Source organism: Paenarthrobacter sp. CAP02 (assembly GCF_040137855.1).
Lineage (GTDB): Bacteria > Actinomycetota > Actinomycetes > Actinomycetales > Micrococcaceae > Arthrobacter.
In genome coordinates this window covers 75,705-91,292 of the sequence record NZ_JBEEII010000015.1, presented here as the reverse complement: position 1 = coordinate 91,292, position 15,588 = coordinate 75,705, and the positions used below count along the sequence as shown (strand labels likewise).

At 65.5% G+C, this 15,588-nt stretch carries 17 protein-coding genes; all 17 read right to left on the bottom strand.

The features are described 5' to 3' along the window. Positions 1–373: 373 nt before the first annotated feature. A complete protein-coding gene (locus ABHM97_RS20145; RefSeq protein WP_349471999.1) occupies positions 374–613 on the bottom strand; it encodes a carbon storage regulator in 240 nt (79 codons plus the stop codon). Positions 614–617: 4 nt separating this feature from the next. Then, complete coding sequence (locus ABHM97_RS20140) at positions 618–1,583, bottom strand: hypothetical protein (RefSeq protein ID WP_349471998.1); 966 nt, start codon at positions 1,581–1,583, stop codon at positions 618–620. Beyond that, complete coding sequence (locus ABHM97_RS20135) at positions 1,561–3,612, bottom strand: flagellar biosynthesis protein FlhA (protein ID WP_349471997.1); 2,052 nt, start codon at positions 3,610–3,612, stop codon at positions 1,561–1,563. The genes ABHM97_RS20140 and ABHM97_RS20135 overlap by 23 nt, the downstream gene beginning before the upstream one ends. After that, positions 3,609–4,694: an EscU/YscU/HrcU family type III secretion system export apparatus switch protein gene (locus ABHM97_RS20130; protein WP_349471996.1), complete on the bottom strand. Its 1,086-nt coding sequence runs from the start codon at positions 4,692–4,694 to the stop codon at positions 3,609–3,611. Before ABHM97_RS20130 ends, ABHM97_RS20135 begins: the two co-directional genes overlap by 4 nt. After that, positions 4,694–5,452, bottom strand: a complete 759-nt coding sequence (locus ABHM97_RS20125; RefSeq protein ID WP_257368941.1) for a flagellar biosynthetic protein FliR — start codon at positions 5,450–5,452, stop codon at positions 4,694–4,696. The genes ABHM97_RS20130 and ABHM97_RS20125 overlap by 1 nt, the downstream gene beginning before the upstream one ends. A 1-nt stretch (position 5,453) precedes the next feature. Continuing rightward, the gene (fliQ, locus tag ABHM97_RS20120; protein ID WP_349471995.1) at positions 5,454–5,729 is read right to left on the bottom strand and encodes a flagellar biosynthesis protein FliQ; all 276 of its coding nucleotides are present in this window, start codon (positions 5,727–5,729) and stop codon (positions 5,454–5,456) included. Beyond that, positions 5,729–6,472, bottom strand: a complete 744-nt coding sequence (gene fliP / locus ABHM97_RS20115) for a flagellar type III secretion system pore protein FliP (RefSeq protein ID WP_349472003.1) — start codon at positions 6,470–6,472, stop codon at positions 5,729–5,731. The genes fliQ and fliP overlap by 1 nt, the downstream gene beginning before the upstream one ends. Before the next feature lie 122 nt (positions 6,473–6,594). Then, positions 6,595–7,140, bottom strand: coding sequence for a flagellar biosynthetic protein FliO (fliO, locus tag ABHM97_RS20110; RefSeq protein ID WP_349471994.1), 546 nt, complete (start codon positions 7,138–7,140; stop codon positions 6,595–6,597). Then, positions 7,141–7,866 carry a flagellar motor switch protein FliN gene (gene fliN, locus ABHM97_RS20105; RefSeq protein WP_235518888.1) on the bottom strand — a complete coding sequence of 242 codons (726 nt, stop codon included), beginning with the start codon at positions 7,864–7,866 and terminating at the stop codon, positions 7,141–7,143. Continuing rightward, positions 7,863–8,759: a flagellar motor switch protein FliM gene (locus ABHM97_RS20100; protein ID WP_349471993.1), complete on the bottom strand. Its 897-nt coding sequence runs from the start codon at positions 8,757–8,759 to the stop codon at positions 7,863–7,865. The genes fliN and ABHM97_RS20100 overlap by 4 nt, the downstream gene beginning before the upstream one ends. A gap of 63 nt (positions 8,760–8,822) precedes the next feature. Further along, a complete protein-coding gene (locus tag ABHM97_RS20095) occupies positions 8,823–9,644 on the bottom strand; it encodes an OmpA/MotB family protein (protein ID WP_257368946.1) in 822 nt (273 codons plus the stop codon). Further along, positions 9,641–10,453, bottom strand: coding sequence for a motility protein A (locus ABHM97_RS20090; protein WP_349471992.1), 813 nt, complete (start codon positions 10,451–10,453; stop codon positions 9,641–9,643). The genes ABHM97_RS20095 and ABHM97_RS20090 overlap by 4 nt, the downstream gene beginning before the upstream one ends. 3 nt (positions 10,454–10,456) lie before the next feature. After that, positions 10,457–10,831 (bottom strand): flagellar FlbD family protein, encoded by a 375-nt coding sequence (locus ABHM97_RS20085; RefSeq protein WP_349471991.1) that lies wholly within the window; start codon positions 10,829–10,831, stop codon positions 10,457–10,459. Positions 10,832–10,986: 155 nt separating this feature from the next. Continuing rightward, positions 10,987–12,159, bottom strand: coding sequence for a flagellar hook protein FlgE (locus ABHM97_RS20080; protein WP_235518879.1), 1,173 nt, complete (start codon positions 12,157–12,159; stop codon positions 10,987–10,989). 46 nt (positions 12,160–12,205) lie between these two features. Next, positions 12,206–12,646 carry a flagellar hook assembly protein FlgD gene (locus tag ABHM97_RS20075; protein WP_235518877.1) on the bottom strand — a complete coding sequence of 147 codons (441 nt, stop codon included), beginning with the start codon at positions 12,644–12,646 and terminating at the stop codon, positions 12,206–12,208. Positions 12,647–12,660: 14 nt separating this feature from the next. Beyond that, the gene (locus ABHM97_RS20070) at positions 12,661–14,922 is read right to left on the bottom strand and encodes a flagellar hook-length control protein FliK (RefSeq protein ID WP_349471990.1); all 2,262 of its coding nucleotides are present in this window, start codon (positions 14,920–14,922) and stop codon (positions 12,661–12,663) included. Next, complete coding sequence (locus tag ABHM97_RS20065) at positions 14,922–15,587, bottom strand: C40 family peptidase (protein ID WP_349472002.1); 666 nt, start codon at positions 15,585–15,587, stop codon at positions 14,922–14,924. The genes ABHM97_RS20070 and ABHM97_RS20065 overlap by 1 nt, the downstream gene beginning before the upstream one ends. Position 15,588 lies beyond the last annotated feature (1 nt).

Genomic DNA, 15,588 nt, shown 5'->3' with positions numbered 1-15,588 from the left:
CAGGCGGGACGTGAGAGAGCGTCCCTGCCAAACAGGCGGGACGTGAGAGAGCGTCACGCCCAACACGGCGGAACGTGAGAGAGCGTCCGCTACAACAGGACGGAACGTGAGAGAGCGTCCGCTACATCAGGGCGGAACGTGAGAGAGCGTCACGCCCAACACGGCGGAACGTGAGAGAGCGTCACGCCCAACACGGCGGAACGTGAGAGAGCGTCCGGCCCAACACGGCGGAACGTGAGAGAGCGTCCGCTACATCAGGGCGGAACGTGAGAGAGCGTCCGGCCCAACAGGGCGGAACGTGAGAGAGCGTCCGCTACAACCGGGCGGGACGTGAGCGAGCGTCCGGCCCAATAGGGCGGGATGTGAGAGAGGGTCAGGCTTTGGGGGCAGGCGGGCGGAGGGCCGCCAGGAGTTCTTCGGCGTCGGGGCCGGCCTGGGTTGCTGCCAGGTTGGCTGCGGCGATGGCTTCCACCACCTCGCTGCGCTGGATGGACACTCCGCGGGGAGCCTCGATTCCGATCCGGACGCCGTCGCCGCGCCCTTCCATGACGGTGATGACAATTTCGTCCCCGATCATGATCTTTTCGCCCGGCTTACGCGTCAGTACCAGCATGCTTTCAATTTACCTTTCCGAGGACGGGTGCGGTGGCGGGTTTGCCATCCACCCAACCGACAGGAATGTCCAGCGTATCCACCGTTTGCGGACTCGCGGTTTCCGAGGCGCCGATGACGGCGAGCGCGTCAACACCCAAGGACTCCCCTGCCACGACACGCTGGAGTGCCTGTACCCAGGCCTGGGTGTCTTCCGCTTTGTGCCGGGCGTCGACCACCACCCACATTTGGTCGGCGGCCAGGAGGGAGATGTCCGCGCCATGTGATGGCACGTCCCCCGGGCGTCCGAGCCCGAACGCAACCACCACGGTCTGGCCGGTGAGGACGGCCTGGGCGCGTGCCGCCGTCGTGCCTTGCCTTCCTTGGACGTGAAGGTGGCCGAAGGCGGTGAGCCTGCCCGCGGTGCGGACATCCGAGCCTCCGGCGGCTATGGACATTTCCAGGGCCGGTCCAAGCGCATCGTCGCCGAGGCCCAGGAGGACGATGAGGTTACCGTCGCCCGTCATGGGCTGCGGAACCTTACGTACGGGTTCAGCGGCCGACGGCGGCAGGGTCGCCAAAGCCGGCACGGAGGGGGACGGCCCGGCCGGTTGGAGTTCCTTGCCCAGTTGTTCCAGCAGGCCCGCGAAGTCCGGGGATGCGGTGGAGACGGGTGCGGGGGTGGGCTGGTGCATCTCGAGTTCGGCGGCGTCGGCTCGCTCCAGGAGTGCCGCGATGGCTGGCCCGTGGAGCTCGTGAACGGGACCTGGCTCAACAAGGCGGGGAGTCAGCGGCGCCTGCTGGCCTGCGGGTTCCGGGAGGTCCGACACTTCCACTGTGGCTTCAAACCTGGCTGCGGCGAACAATCCCACGATGCCCGGATTGGTGACCTTCTCGGCCGATACGATGCGCGCGCCGGGTCCGTACTGCTTGAGTGCTTTGGCGCGAATGGCTTCAAGCGACGCACCGCTAAGCTTGTAGCGCTTCTGCATGGCGGACCACCCCCACTGTCTCGATACGGATGTTGGCGGAGGTCACTTCGCGATACGAGAGCACGGGGACACCGCCATCGGGGGCTGCGACGAGCCGCCGGATCGCCGGACGCAGGGTTGGTGCACACACAAGCACGGCTTCCCGGCCGGCAGCAGCGGCTCCGTCGGCAGCGGACTTCAGGGAGTTCAGGACGCTGTCCAATTTCGCCTGGCCCATGACAATCTGGGTGCCGCCTTCGCCTGGACGCATGTCCTCCAACATGGACTGCTCCAACAACGGATCGATCATGATCACGTTCAGGACCGCCCCGTCCATGTACCTGTCCGCAAGCACAGGACCCAGCGCGTGCCGGGCGGATTCCACCAGCGATTCCGGGTCGGTGGAAACCTTGGCCCGCAGCGCCAGCGCTTCGTAGATCCGCGGGAGGTCGTTGATGGGGACCTGCTCTTCGAGGAGTCCTTGGAGCACGCGCTGGATTTCGGCCAGGGAAAGCAGGGCAGGCGTAAGTTCTTCAACGGCGGAAGGGCTTTGTTTGCGGACCCCTTCGGTGAGCACCCGTACGTCTTCGCGGGTCAGGAGCCGGGCCGCGTTTGCGGTGATGATCGAAGACAGGTGCGTGACCAGGACGGAGACCCGGTCAATGACCGTGGCACCGGTCATTTCGGCGCTGTGCCGCATTTCCGTGGGAACCCATTTGCCGGAGAGACCGAACACCGGTTCCACGGTTGCGGTGCCCGGCAACGCGTCCAGGAATTCGCCCAAGGCAAGCAGCTTGCCCGACGGCGCCACTCCCCTTCCAGCCTCGACGCCGGCGATGCGGATGGCGTAGGTGGAGGGCGGCAGGTCCATCGCGTCGCGTGTACGGACGGGCGGGACCACGAGCCCCAGTTCCATGGCGATCTTGTGCCGGAGGGAGCGTACCCGCGCCAGCAGGTCATCGGAGGCACCGGAAACAATGTCCACAAGGTCCGGTGCGAGCAGGATCTCCACAGGGTGGACGCGCATGTCTTCCATGAGCCGCTCGTTGGGGTCCTCCTCCCCGGTCAAAGCTGCTGCGTTCTCTGCCTCCTGCGTTTCGGCCTGGAGTTTTTGTGCGCTGGCTACGCGCCTGGAAGCGAGGACCAGCAGCGCGCCCACCACCACGAACGGAAGGATGGGCATGCCGGGAATGAGGGCCATGCTGCCGGCGGCCAGTCCTGCGATCAGCAGGGCGTTGGGTGATTGCATGAGCTGCGAAGAAGCCGTGCGGCCCATGTCTTCTTCGGCATTGGACCGGGTGACGATCATGCCGGTGGAGACGGCCATAAGCAGTGCAGGAATCTGGGTGACCAAGCCATCGCCCATGGTCAGGAGACCGTAGGTGTTCAGGGCATCGCCGGCATCCATGCCGCGCTGCAGCACGCCAATGGCGATTCCGCCCACGAAGTTGATGATGATAATGATGATGCCCGCGATGGCATCACCCTTGACGAACTTCGAAGCACCATCCATGGCGCCGTAAAAGTCGGCTTCAGCGGACACTTCGGCACGCCGCTTCCGGGCTTCGGCGTCGGTGATGAGTCCGGCGTTGAGGTCCGCGTCGATGGCCATCTGCTTGCCAGGCATGGCATCCAGGGTGAAGCGCGCGCCCACCTCGGCAACACGTTCGGCACCCTTGGTGACCACCACGAACTGGATGACCACCAGGATCAGGAACACCACGGCGCCGATGATCAGCGAGCCACCAACCGTGACCTTGCCGAACGCCTCGATGACCTGGCCCGCGAACCCCTGGCCCAGTACCAACCGGGTGGACGCAACGTTGAGTCCCAGCCGAAAGAGCGTAGCCACGAGCAGCAGCGACGGGAAGACGGAGAAGTCCAGGGGCTTCTTCACGAACATGCTGGTCAGCAGGATCAGCAACGCCAGGAGGATGTTGCACACGATCAGGAAGTCCAGCAGCGCGGCCGGCAGCGGAACAACCAGCAGCAGCACAATTCCTACGATGCCAACCGGCACGGAAAGCCGGGCGAACTTGTTGTTCTTCATGCCTGCATACTTTCTTTCATCTGATGGATTCCCCGTGCAGTTCCGCGTTTCTTCAGCGACATCACAAAGGCCAACACTCCGGCGACCGAGCGGTACAGCTCAACCGGGATCTCCTGGCCCAACTCGCAGGCCGAGTGCAGGGCCCGCGCCAGGGGGATGTCCTGGACCATGGGCACACCCTTGGCTTCGGCTTCCTCCCTGATGCGGGCAGCGATCAGCCCTGAGCCTTTTGCCACGACGCGCGGTGCCGATTTACCGGCGTCGTACTTCAACGCAACTGCCACGTGCGTCGGGTTGACCAGCACGACGTCCGCGTCCCCAATGGCGCCGATCATGCGGTTGCGGCTCATGCTGAGCTGGCGTGAACGCCGTTGGGATTTGATGAGGGGGTCGCCGTCGGTGCTTTTGTTCTCGTCCTGGACTTCCTTCTTGGACATCCGCGTTTTCTTGCGGTTGCGGCGCATCACCACGAAGATGTCCGCCGCTGCCAGCACCAGCCCTGCGGCGACGGCGAACTGGATGAGCGCGCCAATTCCCCCCGCAGCCGCTGCCAATATCCCGGCAACCGGAAGCCCGCCGGCGGTCAACAGCACCGGCATCAGTCCCTGCACCACGGCGTAAAGGACAAGACCCACGACGGCGGTCTTCAGCAGCGCTTTGACGCCTCCCCATAGTGCCTGGCCGCCGAACATGCGTTTGAAACCGGCGAGCAGGTTGAAATGCTCAAACTCGGCCCGGAACTTCTTGAAGCGGATGCCACCCTGCAGGGCCGAGCCTGCCAGCACCACCACGGTGACAACCATGAGCAACGGCCCCAGGATTCCGGCGAGGGACCCCAGCCCTGCTTCCAGTGCAGCAACGGCTTTCGCGGGATCAGGCTGCGCGATGACGCTTTTCACGGTGAAGAGCTGGTCGACGGCCGCGTTTGTGGCGTGATCGATGGTTGCCGGGAGCATCGCCGCGGCGGCCCCCACTGCCAGCCAGGCCATGAGGTCCTGGGAACGGGACAGTTGCCCCTTTTCCCGGACTTCGCGCATGCGTTTGTCGGTGGCTTGTTCGGTCTTCTCTTGTGAATCCGCCACTAGCCCACCCCCATCAGAGTATTGGCTGCCTGCTCGGCAAGGGTGGAAACGAGCCGGGGCAACGCCAGGAACAGGAATCCTGCCAGCGCCAGCGTGATGAAGATCTTGAGCGGAAAGCCGAGGGAAAAGGCGTTGAGGGCCGGGGCCACGCGGGTGAGGAGTCCGAGCCCGACGTCAGCGAGCACCAGGACCACCAGGAGCGGACCGGCGATCTGCACGGCGGCGAGGAACATGCCGGTGACGGCGCCGATCAGGGCCTCGATGGGACGGCTGAGATCGATGCCACCCGCCAGGGGCAACGCATTGAAACTTCCCATGAGGCCGCCAAGGACCATCTGGTAACCGTCCGAGGCGAAAAGGAGCGCAAGGGCCGCCATTTGAAGGAGCCGGGTGAACTGGGCACCATTGACCATCATCTGTGGGTCGAACGCCTGTGCCATTTGGAAACCGCTGAAGAGGTCCACCAGGCTGCCGGCGGACTGGATGGCTGCGAAGATCACCATGACCAGGAAGCCCAGGACCAGGCCGGTGACCAGTTCCAGGACCACAGCCATGACGAAACCTGCTGTGTCAGAAGGGACGGCTCCGGACGAGAGCCGTTGGGAAACGGCCAGCCCCAACCCGATCCCGAGCATGGCTTTGATGCGGGCCGGGATGGCGTGGTGGGCGAACGGCGGAGCGACCACCAAAAAGGCTGTCATGCGAACCGATGCCAGCAAGAGGACCTGGATCCACGACTGGTCGACGGGGATGTCCACCTCACGCTCCGCTGATCAGGCCGGGAATGCGGGCGAACAGCTCATTGGTGAAAGCCACCATTTCCGAAATCATCCAGTGCCCACAGACCACCAAGGCGATCGCTACTGCAACAGCCTTGGGGACGAATGACAACGTTGCTTCCTGCAACTGCGTGATGGACTGCAGGAGCGAAATCGCCAGTCCCACCACCAGTGCGGTAACCAATGTGGGTGCGGCGAGCTTGGCTGCGACGATCATGGCCTGGAGGCAGATGTCCAGGACTGCATTGGTATCCATCAGCCGCTCGAATAGCTCTGGATCAGGGACGTGATGACCAGTCCCCAACCGTCCACCAAGACAAACAAAAGGATCTTGAACGGCAGCGAGATCATCACCGGAGGAAGCATCATCATGCCCATGGACATGAGCGCAGCGGATACCACGAGGTCGATGACCAGGAAGGGGATGAAAATAACGAAGCCGATAATGAACGCGGCACGCAGTTCCGAAATCATGAAGGCCGGAACCAGTGTCTGGAACGGCACGGCTTCAGGGTTGGCGGGGTTGTCCATCTTCGCGGCCCGGGTCATCAGCGCGATGTCCTCTTCCCGTGTGTGGGCCAGCATGAAGTGCTGGAGCGGAGACCAACCCGCGGACATTGCACCGTTGAAGTCCAGCCCGCCGTTCAGGTATGGCTGCACGGCCGCTGTATTGATGTCCGAGACGACGGGCCACATGACGAACAAGGAGAGGAACAGCGCGAGTCCGGCCAGGACCTGGTTGGGCGGGATAGCCGGTAAGGACAGGGCGTTCCGGGTCATGGCCAGCACCACGAAAATCTTGGTGAAGGATGTCATCATGAGCAGCAGCGCGGGGGCTACGGAAAGCAGCGTGATCCCGATCAGCGTTACGACCGCCGTGGAGGGCGTCCCATCCAGGCCGTTGATGTCGATGCTGACGTTCCCGGAGCCGGGCGCAGCGGGCGGGGTCGGTGCTGTGGGCTGCGTGGGATCGATGGGAGTCGCCTGGGCGGCTGCCATACCGAGCAACAGCAGAACGCCCGTGAACAACACGACGGCCGCAGCAGTGAGCAGCTGCGGCAGGGCGCGCCGGCGTGCGGCAGGAAATGGCCGGCCATGCAGGCCGAACCCAGCAGTTCGGATCAATTGCGGCGTCCCCGGATGGCATCCGAGGCTTGCCGCCAAGTGGAAGCGGACAGGATGGAGCCATGCATGGGGTGCTCCGGCATCTGGCCTCGACGGTGGAGTTCGCTCCGACGCCGAAGCACAGGGAGCGAGTCCGTGACCGGCTCGGGAAGCGACCCAGTGATCGGCTGGGGCCGAAGTTCAGGCTGGGGCCGAAGTTCAGGCTGGGGGCGACCAGATGCCTGCCGGAACAGCTCCGCGAAGCTCCCAGCCGGCTGGGCTCCCGCTGCTTCCCCCGGCTCCGGCGCCATGGCAGGCGTGTCACCGCTGTGGAGCACTGTCACCGCGTGCTCGGTGACGCCCAACAGGAAACGCTTGTCCCCGGCGTCGACCACCACCACCGACGCTTTCTGGCCTACCACCTGACGGCTCACGACCGTCAGCGCGGCATCCGCGCGCCGGCGGCCTTTGCCCTTGCCGAGGCGCTTCTGCACCAGCCAGATGAAGCCCAGCACGGCGCCGAGGGCCACGAGCACCCGCAGCCCGAGGATCATTGTGTCCATCTACAGTGTTCCCTCGGACCCGTCCAGGATGCGGGTGATGCGCACTGCATAGTCCTGGTCCACCACTACAACTTCGCCGTGGGCGATCAGCCTGCCGTTCAGCAGCACATCTGCCGGTGCACCGGCTGACCGGTCCAGTTCAATGACCTTCCCGGGCTCGAGTGCCAGGGCGTCCCGCACTGACATCCGGGTACGGCCGATCTCCACGGTCAACGCCATCTCAACACTGCTGATCAGGCCCAAGCGGGCAGCCAGCTCGTTACCTTGTCCACGGGCACCGGCATCAGTGCCAGTAGCGTTGTCCCGCACACGGACAGCGAACCAGCCGAAGGGGGCACCGCCGTCGTTCAGTTCAAAAACCGCAGTATCGGGGTCCGAGAGCAGCGCGGCTGAGTCCTCCTCGCGCACCTCACCCAGCACGCCGGCGTCGAACGCTGACGCGGCCTGTTCCAGGGCGGGACGCAGAACGTCGGCGGCCTGCACGGCATGCTGGACCGCACCACCCAGCCCGGCACCGCCGGCGGCGGCAAGGAACGACCGGTCCACCAGCAGCAGCGCGAAATCGGCCGTCAGGGCTCCAACAAACGTGGCAGTGACGGCCGGAGAAGCATAGGCGGCGGCGTCCTGCGCCGGAACGATGCCGGCAACACGGAGGGTGGATGCGCTGGGCAGGTGCAGCGCGAGGCGCTCGGCAGCAGCCGCCTGCAGGGTCAAAATGTTGCTCATCGCTGATGCTCCTCGGTTGTGACGATGACTGCGGCGGCGCGGGAGCCGTTGCGGGCGGCCGCGGCGGTGGCCAGGCGGGTGCCGTTGATGGTGACATCGAACGGACGGTTTTCAAGGTGCGGCAGCGGCAGGACATCTCCGACGGCGAGACCCAGGATTTGCGCGGGCGTCACCGGTGCGGCGGTCAACTGTACGGCCACATCCACCGGTACCTGCGCCAGCTGGGTGCGGACCAGTGCTTCGTTGTCGACGCTGTGAACCATGGGGTTTACATCGCCGAGTCTGGACAGCAGCACGTCGGCAGGAACTGCCAAGGTGGCCGCGCACTGGGTTTCCCCCACGTTGACGTTGAAGGACGCCACGATCATAAGCTCGGAGGGGGCGGCCGCCTGCGCGAACTGGGAGTTGTACTGGATGCCGTCCATCGTCACGGCCTGCGTCAGGAGGTTGCCCAACGAGTACCGGAGGTCTTCCAGCGCTTCCTCCACCATCCGGGAAACCAGGGCGTGCTCGATCTGGGTGAACTTCCGCTCCGGCACTGCGGTTTCCGTTGAACCCCCGAGCATCCGGCTCAGCCACGACAGGGCGGCCGTAGCGGGGAACTGGATGACCAGGCGGGATTCGCTGCCATCAATCCTGCAGAGCACCATGGACGTGACCGAAGGGAGGGAGGCAGAGTATTCGTCGTAGCTCTGCATGCTCAGCTGTTCCAGCGTGGCCGTGGACTTCAACCGCACCTTGGCTGTGAGCTGCGTACCCCACTGCCGGGCGAAGGTTTCGAAAGCAACTTCCAGGACCCGGCTATGCTGGCGCGGCAAAGTGGTGGGTCGACGGAAGTCGTAGACCTCTACGGTGCGCTGGCGTACCGCCGCGCGATCTTCCTGTTCTCCCACGGACGGCACTATCGGCACGTCGGAGAAGCGCGTAAGACGTTTCCCGCTACGACTATTCCGCGGTTACTTCGCGGCTTTCGCGGCGGCCGCCGATTCCTTGGTCTGGGCTTCGATCGCGCCGGGAATCAGCGCGCGGACATCCTCCGGGCTGGAGGACAACAACACCACGTCAACGCGCCGGTTCAACTCCATGAGTTCCTCGGTGGAATCGTCCGTCACCTGGCGCGCGGCACCAAAAGCCACCGCGCCGATCCGGCCAGGCGGCATGCCGGCGTCGTCCACGAAGTACCTCAGGACGTTGACGGAACGGGCAGCCGACAGCTCCCACGTGGATGCATAGGCCGTGATTCCCTTGGCTGCGTGGCCCTCCACCATGACTTCAAGCCCGGAGCCCACCACGGTGGGTGCGATGGTCTTCAGGATCTCGAGGGCGCGGTTGGTCAGGTCCGGCATGTCCGGTTGGAAGAACGTCTGGGAGCCCACCAGTTTCACGGACAGTCCCCGCTCGCCGACGTCGAACTGCACGTTCGCGCCAAGGCCCTGGGCATCGAGTTTGGCTTTCATTTCGTGCTCAAGGGCAGTGAGCTTATCGGCTTCCTTGATGGCCAAATCCAGTGCCGAAAAACCCTCGCCGTCGGAAGCAGCGAGCTCCGCGGGGACCACAACGCCAGTAGCCGTGTCCACTTTCTGGCTGATCTGGGTGCCGAAGCCCGTGGCCAGCGAATTGCGCAGCTTCTCGAACTTATCCTGATCCACCGAGGACATGGCGAACAGGACAATGAACATGCACATCAGCACCGTGACCATGTCCATGTAGGAAGCCATCCAGCGTTCGTCGACGTGGTGCTCCTCGGGCTGGGCACCCCGCCTCCTCCGGGACCTCATGCTGCCTTGGACGCCGGCAACTTACCGGACTTGCCGCCGTCGTCCGCTTTTCCGTCTTTGGACTTGGCCTTGGCCCCTGCGGGCGCCATGGCCCGGAGCCGTTCGGCCAGAAGCAGCGGCTGGGTGCCGTTCTGCACAGCAAGCAGGCCCTCCATGAGGAGCGTCATGCGCTCGATTTCCAGCTCGGACAGGCGCTTGAGCTTGGCACTCAACGGCAGCCAGATGAAGTTCGCGGACAGCAGGCCCCAGAGGGTGGCAACGAAGGCTGCCGCGATCATCGGCCCCAAATGGTCGGGCGAGGAGAGGTTCTCCAGGACGTGCGTCAAGGAGACCACCGTGCCAATGATGCCGATAGTGGGCGCGTACCCGCCCAGGGCCGCGAAGAACTTGGACGACACGTGGTCAGCACGCATTTTGGTGTCGATTTCGTCCTCCATGAGCAGGCGCAATTCCTCTGCGTCCGTCCCGTCGGCGATGTTCTGGAGGGAGCGCTGCAGGAACGGATCCTTGGCGTTGTTGGCCTCCTCCTCCAAGGAAAGGAGGCCCTCGCTTCGGGCCTTCTCGGCGAGGCGGACCAACTCGTCGATGCTCTCCGTGGGCTTGGCGGGTTTGCCGAGGAAGGCCTTGGGAACGTCCTTGAAGGCCTTGATGACATCCGCGAGCGTGTTCCCTGCCAGGCCCACCGCGATGGTGGCGCCGAAAACCAGGATCATTGGTGCCGGCAGGAGCAGCGACATGAGGTTCGCGTGCTCCAGGGTGACCATGGCCACCACGGATGCGAAGGCCAGCAGCAGGCCAAGAATTGTCATCGACTACATTCCGTTCGGGTGGTTGTTCGGCTGCGGCGCGTCGGCCGGGCCGGGCTGCGGCGCGGGCTGCGGCGCGGGCTGCGGCGCGTCGGCCGGGCCAGGCTCGGGCTCGGGCTCGGGCTCGGGCTCGGGCTCGGGCTCGGGCGACCGGACCAGGCTCAGCGGATACCCTGTGCGTGCGGGAAGATCCTGGGCACGGCGAAGGACACTGGCACGGTAATCCGCGATCAGCTCCACCACCTCGGCGAGCGATTCCCGCACGACGTATGCGGCGCCGTCGAGAGTCACCAAGTGGGTGTCCGGACTCTCGTGGATCCGTTCAAGGATGTCCGGATTCACGGCGAAGCGTGTGCCGTTGAGGCGGGTGACAACGATCATGGGCCGTTTCTGGTCAGGGTGTGGCTGGAAGTGGTGCTGTCCCCTACTGTCGGCCGGACCGGCCCGGGCGTTAGCTTGCGTGCAGCCCTCTCCCGTCCTTGTTCGAATATCCGCACGTACTACGCGGCTGGAATCCGGACAAGGACGGGATCTGCTTAGCGCTTCAGGTTGCTCAGTTCCTGCAGGACCTCGTCCGAGGTGGTGATGATGCGGGCGTTCGCCTGGAAACCACGCTGGGCCACAATCAGGTTGGTGAACTCCTGCGACAGGTCCACGTTGGACATCTCCAGCGAACCCGAAGCCAGCGAGCCAAGACCGCCTTCACCGGCAACCCCAAGCTGGGCGGCACCCGAGTTGGCCGTGGCAACGTACGCGGAGCCGCCGGCCTTCTCCAGGCCTTCGGGGTTGGTGAATCGCGCCAGGGCCACGCGTGCCAGGACTTCCTTGGCACCGTTGCTGAAGGACCCCACCAGGGAACCGTCGCCAGCCAACGTGAACGACTCGAGTTCGCCCGCTTCCGCGCCGTTCTGGCCGGTAACGGAGAGGGTACTCATCTGCGCGAAGCCTGTGACCGCGCCCATGTTCACCGTGATTCCACCAACCGTCATCGTCCCGCCGGACGTCAAAGCACCGTTGGCGAAGGTCAAGGTGCCCGTTCCATTGGCTCCGTTGGCGTCCGCACCGGCCACATTCCAGCCAGTGGCCGAACGGCTGAACGTCAGGGTAAGGCTGCGCTCCGCCCCGTTGGCGTCGTACACCTTCACCTGGCGCTCCACGGACGTGCCCACAGCGGCGTCGGAAGGCAGGTTGCCGCCGAGGGTGGCGTTCGTCGTCGCAACTGCCGGCGCGGTGGTGCCCGGCGACAACGTGATGGGCCCCGTTGCCCCGCCCGGATTGACCACGCCGTTGGTGGCCGTCCAGCCTTGGAGGATGCCGCCGTCGGGACTGACCAAGCGGCCCGCAGCGTCCATCTGGAAGTTGCCCGCGCGGGTGTAGTACTGCTGGGTGCCCTTGCCGGTGACAAAGAAGCCCTCACCGGAAATCATCAGGTCCGTGCCGCGGCCGGTGCTCTGCGACGATCCCTGACCGAAGTTGGTGCTCACGCCAGCCACCCGGACTCCGAGACCGATCTGTGCAGGATTGGAACCGCCCACATTCTGCTGCGGTCCCGCCGCGCCCTGCGTCATCTGCGAAAGCGTGTCCTGGAACTGGGCGGACGAGGACTTGTAGCCGGTGGTGTTCACGTTGGCGATGTTGTTGCCGGTGACGTCGAGCATGGCCTGGTGGGCTCGGAGGCCGGAAATTCCGGAGTACAGCGAACGGAGCATGGTGTTGCCTTTCTTCGGTTTGGTTCGGGGTAAGTGTTTTTGGGGATCAGGTGGTCTTCTTGGGCTCGACGGGCGCTGGTGCCGTCATGCCGGTGATCAGGTCCAGGGGCACTTTGGCCTGCCCCACGGTCACGGTGGGTACACCGTCGGCGAACGACACCGCACTGGCGACGCCCGCGCCCTTGGTGCCGTCGGCGAGCGTGTAGCTCACCTCGGTTCCGATGATCTGCGCCGCAGCGCTTCGCATCTGCAGCGAGAAGCTCTCCTTGGACCCGGCTGTCAGCTCGGTCATCTTCTCCATCATGGAGAGCTGCACGGACTGGCTCATCATCTGGTTCGTGTCCATTGGGGCACTGGGGTCCTGGTACCTCAGCTGGGTGACCAGCAAAGACATGAAGACCTCCGAATCCATGGCCTTGACCGGGCTCCTTGGGGTGCTGCCCGGGGCTGCGCCGTTGTTGGCCGCGATTGCGGGAATGGTTGTCATGCTCGTCTCCTTCGTCAGGCCAGGATGTCCAGGCGGTTCGGGCTACCCGGGCGGTGTACGACGCCGGGTGGCAGCTGTGGTTGGGCATCGGCACCTTCGTGCCCCGCTTCGCCGGGCCCTTGCTCGTTGGGGCCTTGGGTGCGGGTCCCTTGTTCGCCGGGCCCTTGTTCGCCGGGCCCTTGGGTGCGGGTGTCCGGGTCACGTGTTCCGCTGCCGGGACCTGAGCCGTGCCCTGTTCCTTGGCCGGGATCCCGTCCGCTGCCTTGCCCGGGATCCCGTCCGGCGTCGGGTGGGCTGTTCTGTGAGGAGAGGCTCAGGCTCGCGCCGGAGTCCTCGAGACTTCGTCGGAGCTCCGGAAGGACATGCCGCACTGCGTCCCTGCCGGCATCCCCGGGTGCGAACAGTTCGATGCGCACGCCCGCGGCGTCGATGTGAGCCCTGACCGTGAGGGGTCCCAGGTCGTCCGGGGCAACACGCAACGTCATCACGTGTTCCCCGTGTCCTGCCGATGCCAGCGAAAAAAGTGGTGCGGCGAGCTGGGGTGCGAGGGCCGGTTGGGGTGCGCTAGCCAGCGGGGTTGGGGTAGCCGGCGGGGTCGGTATGGCCGGCTGGGTTGGGATGGTGTTGAGCTGCGGGGGTACAGGCTGCAGGTTCGGGGGAATTTGTGAAGCCTGCGTGACTTGGACTGCCTGGAGAGGGCCCGATTCGACGCTTCCCTGCTGGTTAGACGCAAAGAAGCGTCTGTCGTGCAGCGATCCGTCGAATTGGAGGGCCGGCGACAGCACCGAAGCAGTGCCCACCCCTACCCCTGCACTGGATGGAGGAACGGGCTGCGTCGCCTGGGGGCCGGAGGCAGCGGCAAGCACCGTGTTCCCGGTAAGCCCAGCCGCACCAGCACCCGCCGGGTTCCCGGCACGCCCCGTGTTCCCGGCAAGCTCAGCCGCACCAGCACCCACCGCATTCCCGGCCAGGCCGCTGTTCCCTGCAAGCCCAGCCGCACCAGCACCCGCCGGGTTCCCGGCCAGGCCGCCGGCCCCGGGCACCCCCGATTCGGGGGTTTGCTGCGAATCATGCCGTGCGTTCGGCACACTCCGCAGCGAAGCACCGAAACGGGCAGAGGAAGAGATCTCAACCGAGGAGCCCAGCCCTACCCCTGCACTGGATGGAGCATAGGGCTGCGTCGCCTGGGGGTCCGAGGCATCGGCAGGCCCAGCCGCGCCAGCACCCGCCGCATTCCCGGCCAAGCCGCCGGCCCCGGCAAGCCCAGCCGCACCAGCACCCGCCGCATTCCCGGCCAAGCCGCCGGGCCCGGGCACACCCGATTCGGGGGTTTGCTGCGAATCGTGCCGTGCGTTCGGCACACTCCGCAGCGAATCATCGAATTGGAGAGCATCAGAAAGCGCCGGAGGGGCATCAACTGCTACCCCGAAGCCAGGAACCACGGCCCCGGGCACGCCTGTTTCGACGGCTTGCTGCCCATTAGACGGTAGGAATCGTCTAACCGGCAGCGAAGCGTCTAAATGGGTGGCCGAAGGAGTCCCGGACACGCCAACACCACCCTCAACCAGGGCCAGTCCCGACTCTCCGGCAGCCACATAAGCACCAGCAGGCCCGGCAGAAACGAGTACGCCCGATTCGGGGGGTTGCTGCGAATCGTGCCGTGCGTTCGGCACACTCCGCAGCGAAGCATCGAAACGGAGAGAGGAAGAGACCTCAACCCCTCCCCCGGCACTGGACGAAGGGGCGGGCTGCTTCGGTTGAGAACCGGAGGCAGCGGCAAGCCCAGCCGCGCCAGCTCCCACCGTGTTCCCGGCCAAGCCGCCGGCCCCCGGCCCACCGGGCACGGGCACGCCGGCCACGGACACGCTGGCACCCGCCACGTTCCCGGCCAAACCGCCAGCCCCGGCCAAACCACCGGCCCCGGGCACGCCCCGCTCGGGGGTTTGCTGCGAACCATGCCGTGCGTCCGGCACACTCGGCGGCGGAGCATCGAAACGGGCTCCCCCGGCAATCCCGAAAGGAAGCGCGGGAAGAGCATCGGCCGCTCCCCCCGGGCCACCCACAGAATCCCCGGGCGCGTCCGTTTCGATGGCCCGCTGCGACTTAGACGGCAGGGAACGTCTATCCTGCAGCGCACCGTCGAGCTGGCCGGCGGGGTGGGCTTCGGCTGCCATCACGGCGTCGAAGGCGCCGGCGTCCCCTGGGCCATGGGGCGTCCGGGCGCCGGAACCAAGCTGGGGACCAAGGAACCGTGGACCCGCGGCAACGGCGGACATCAGGCCACCCCGGCCGGAACGATCCGGCGGATCGAGGTCAGGTTGGAGTACTTTTCCCAAGCGTCCCGGATCTGGATGGTCTGCCCGGGCACGGGTGCGTCGATGGCTTTCCCGTTGCCCAGATAGATGGAGATGTGCTCTCCGCCGTAGCTGACAAGGAGGTCCCCTGGCTTCGCTTCGGCCAGGGAGGCCACAGGGGTTCCTTTCTGCATCTGGTCGCTGACCACCCGGGGCAGTTCCACGCCCAGGTCTTTGAAGACCCTTTGCACGAAACCGGAACAGTCCATGCCTACTGCCGGGTTGGTTCCACCCCAGACGTAGGGCACACCGATGTACTTCTTGGCTGCTGCAACCACGGCGTCACCCGACGTCGTACCGCCGCTGCCGCCGACAGCCGCCGCTCCGGTGGCCGCCGTCGTGCTTCCCAAAGCCGCGTTCGGAGAAGTCGCACCCCCGACAGCTGGCAACAAGGAACCCAAGCCTGAGGCAAGGGAAGTGGAGGTGCCCATCGCACTGCTCAACGCGGAAGCGAAGGAAGCAGCATCAGAGGCAGAGGCAGCCGAGCTCCCAGCGGAGGCTGAAGAGTCCGGGGTAGAACGGGTCGGCGACGTCAGCTGTTGCAGGGATGCTTCGATGTTCTGTATCCGCCCAATGGCGTCGGTCATG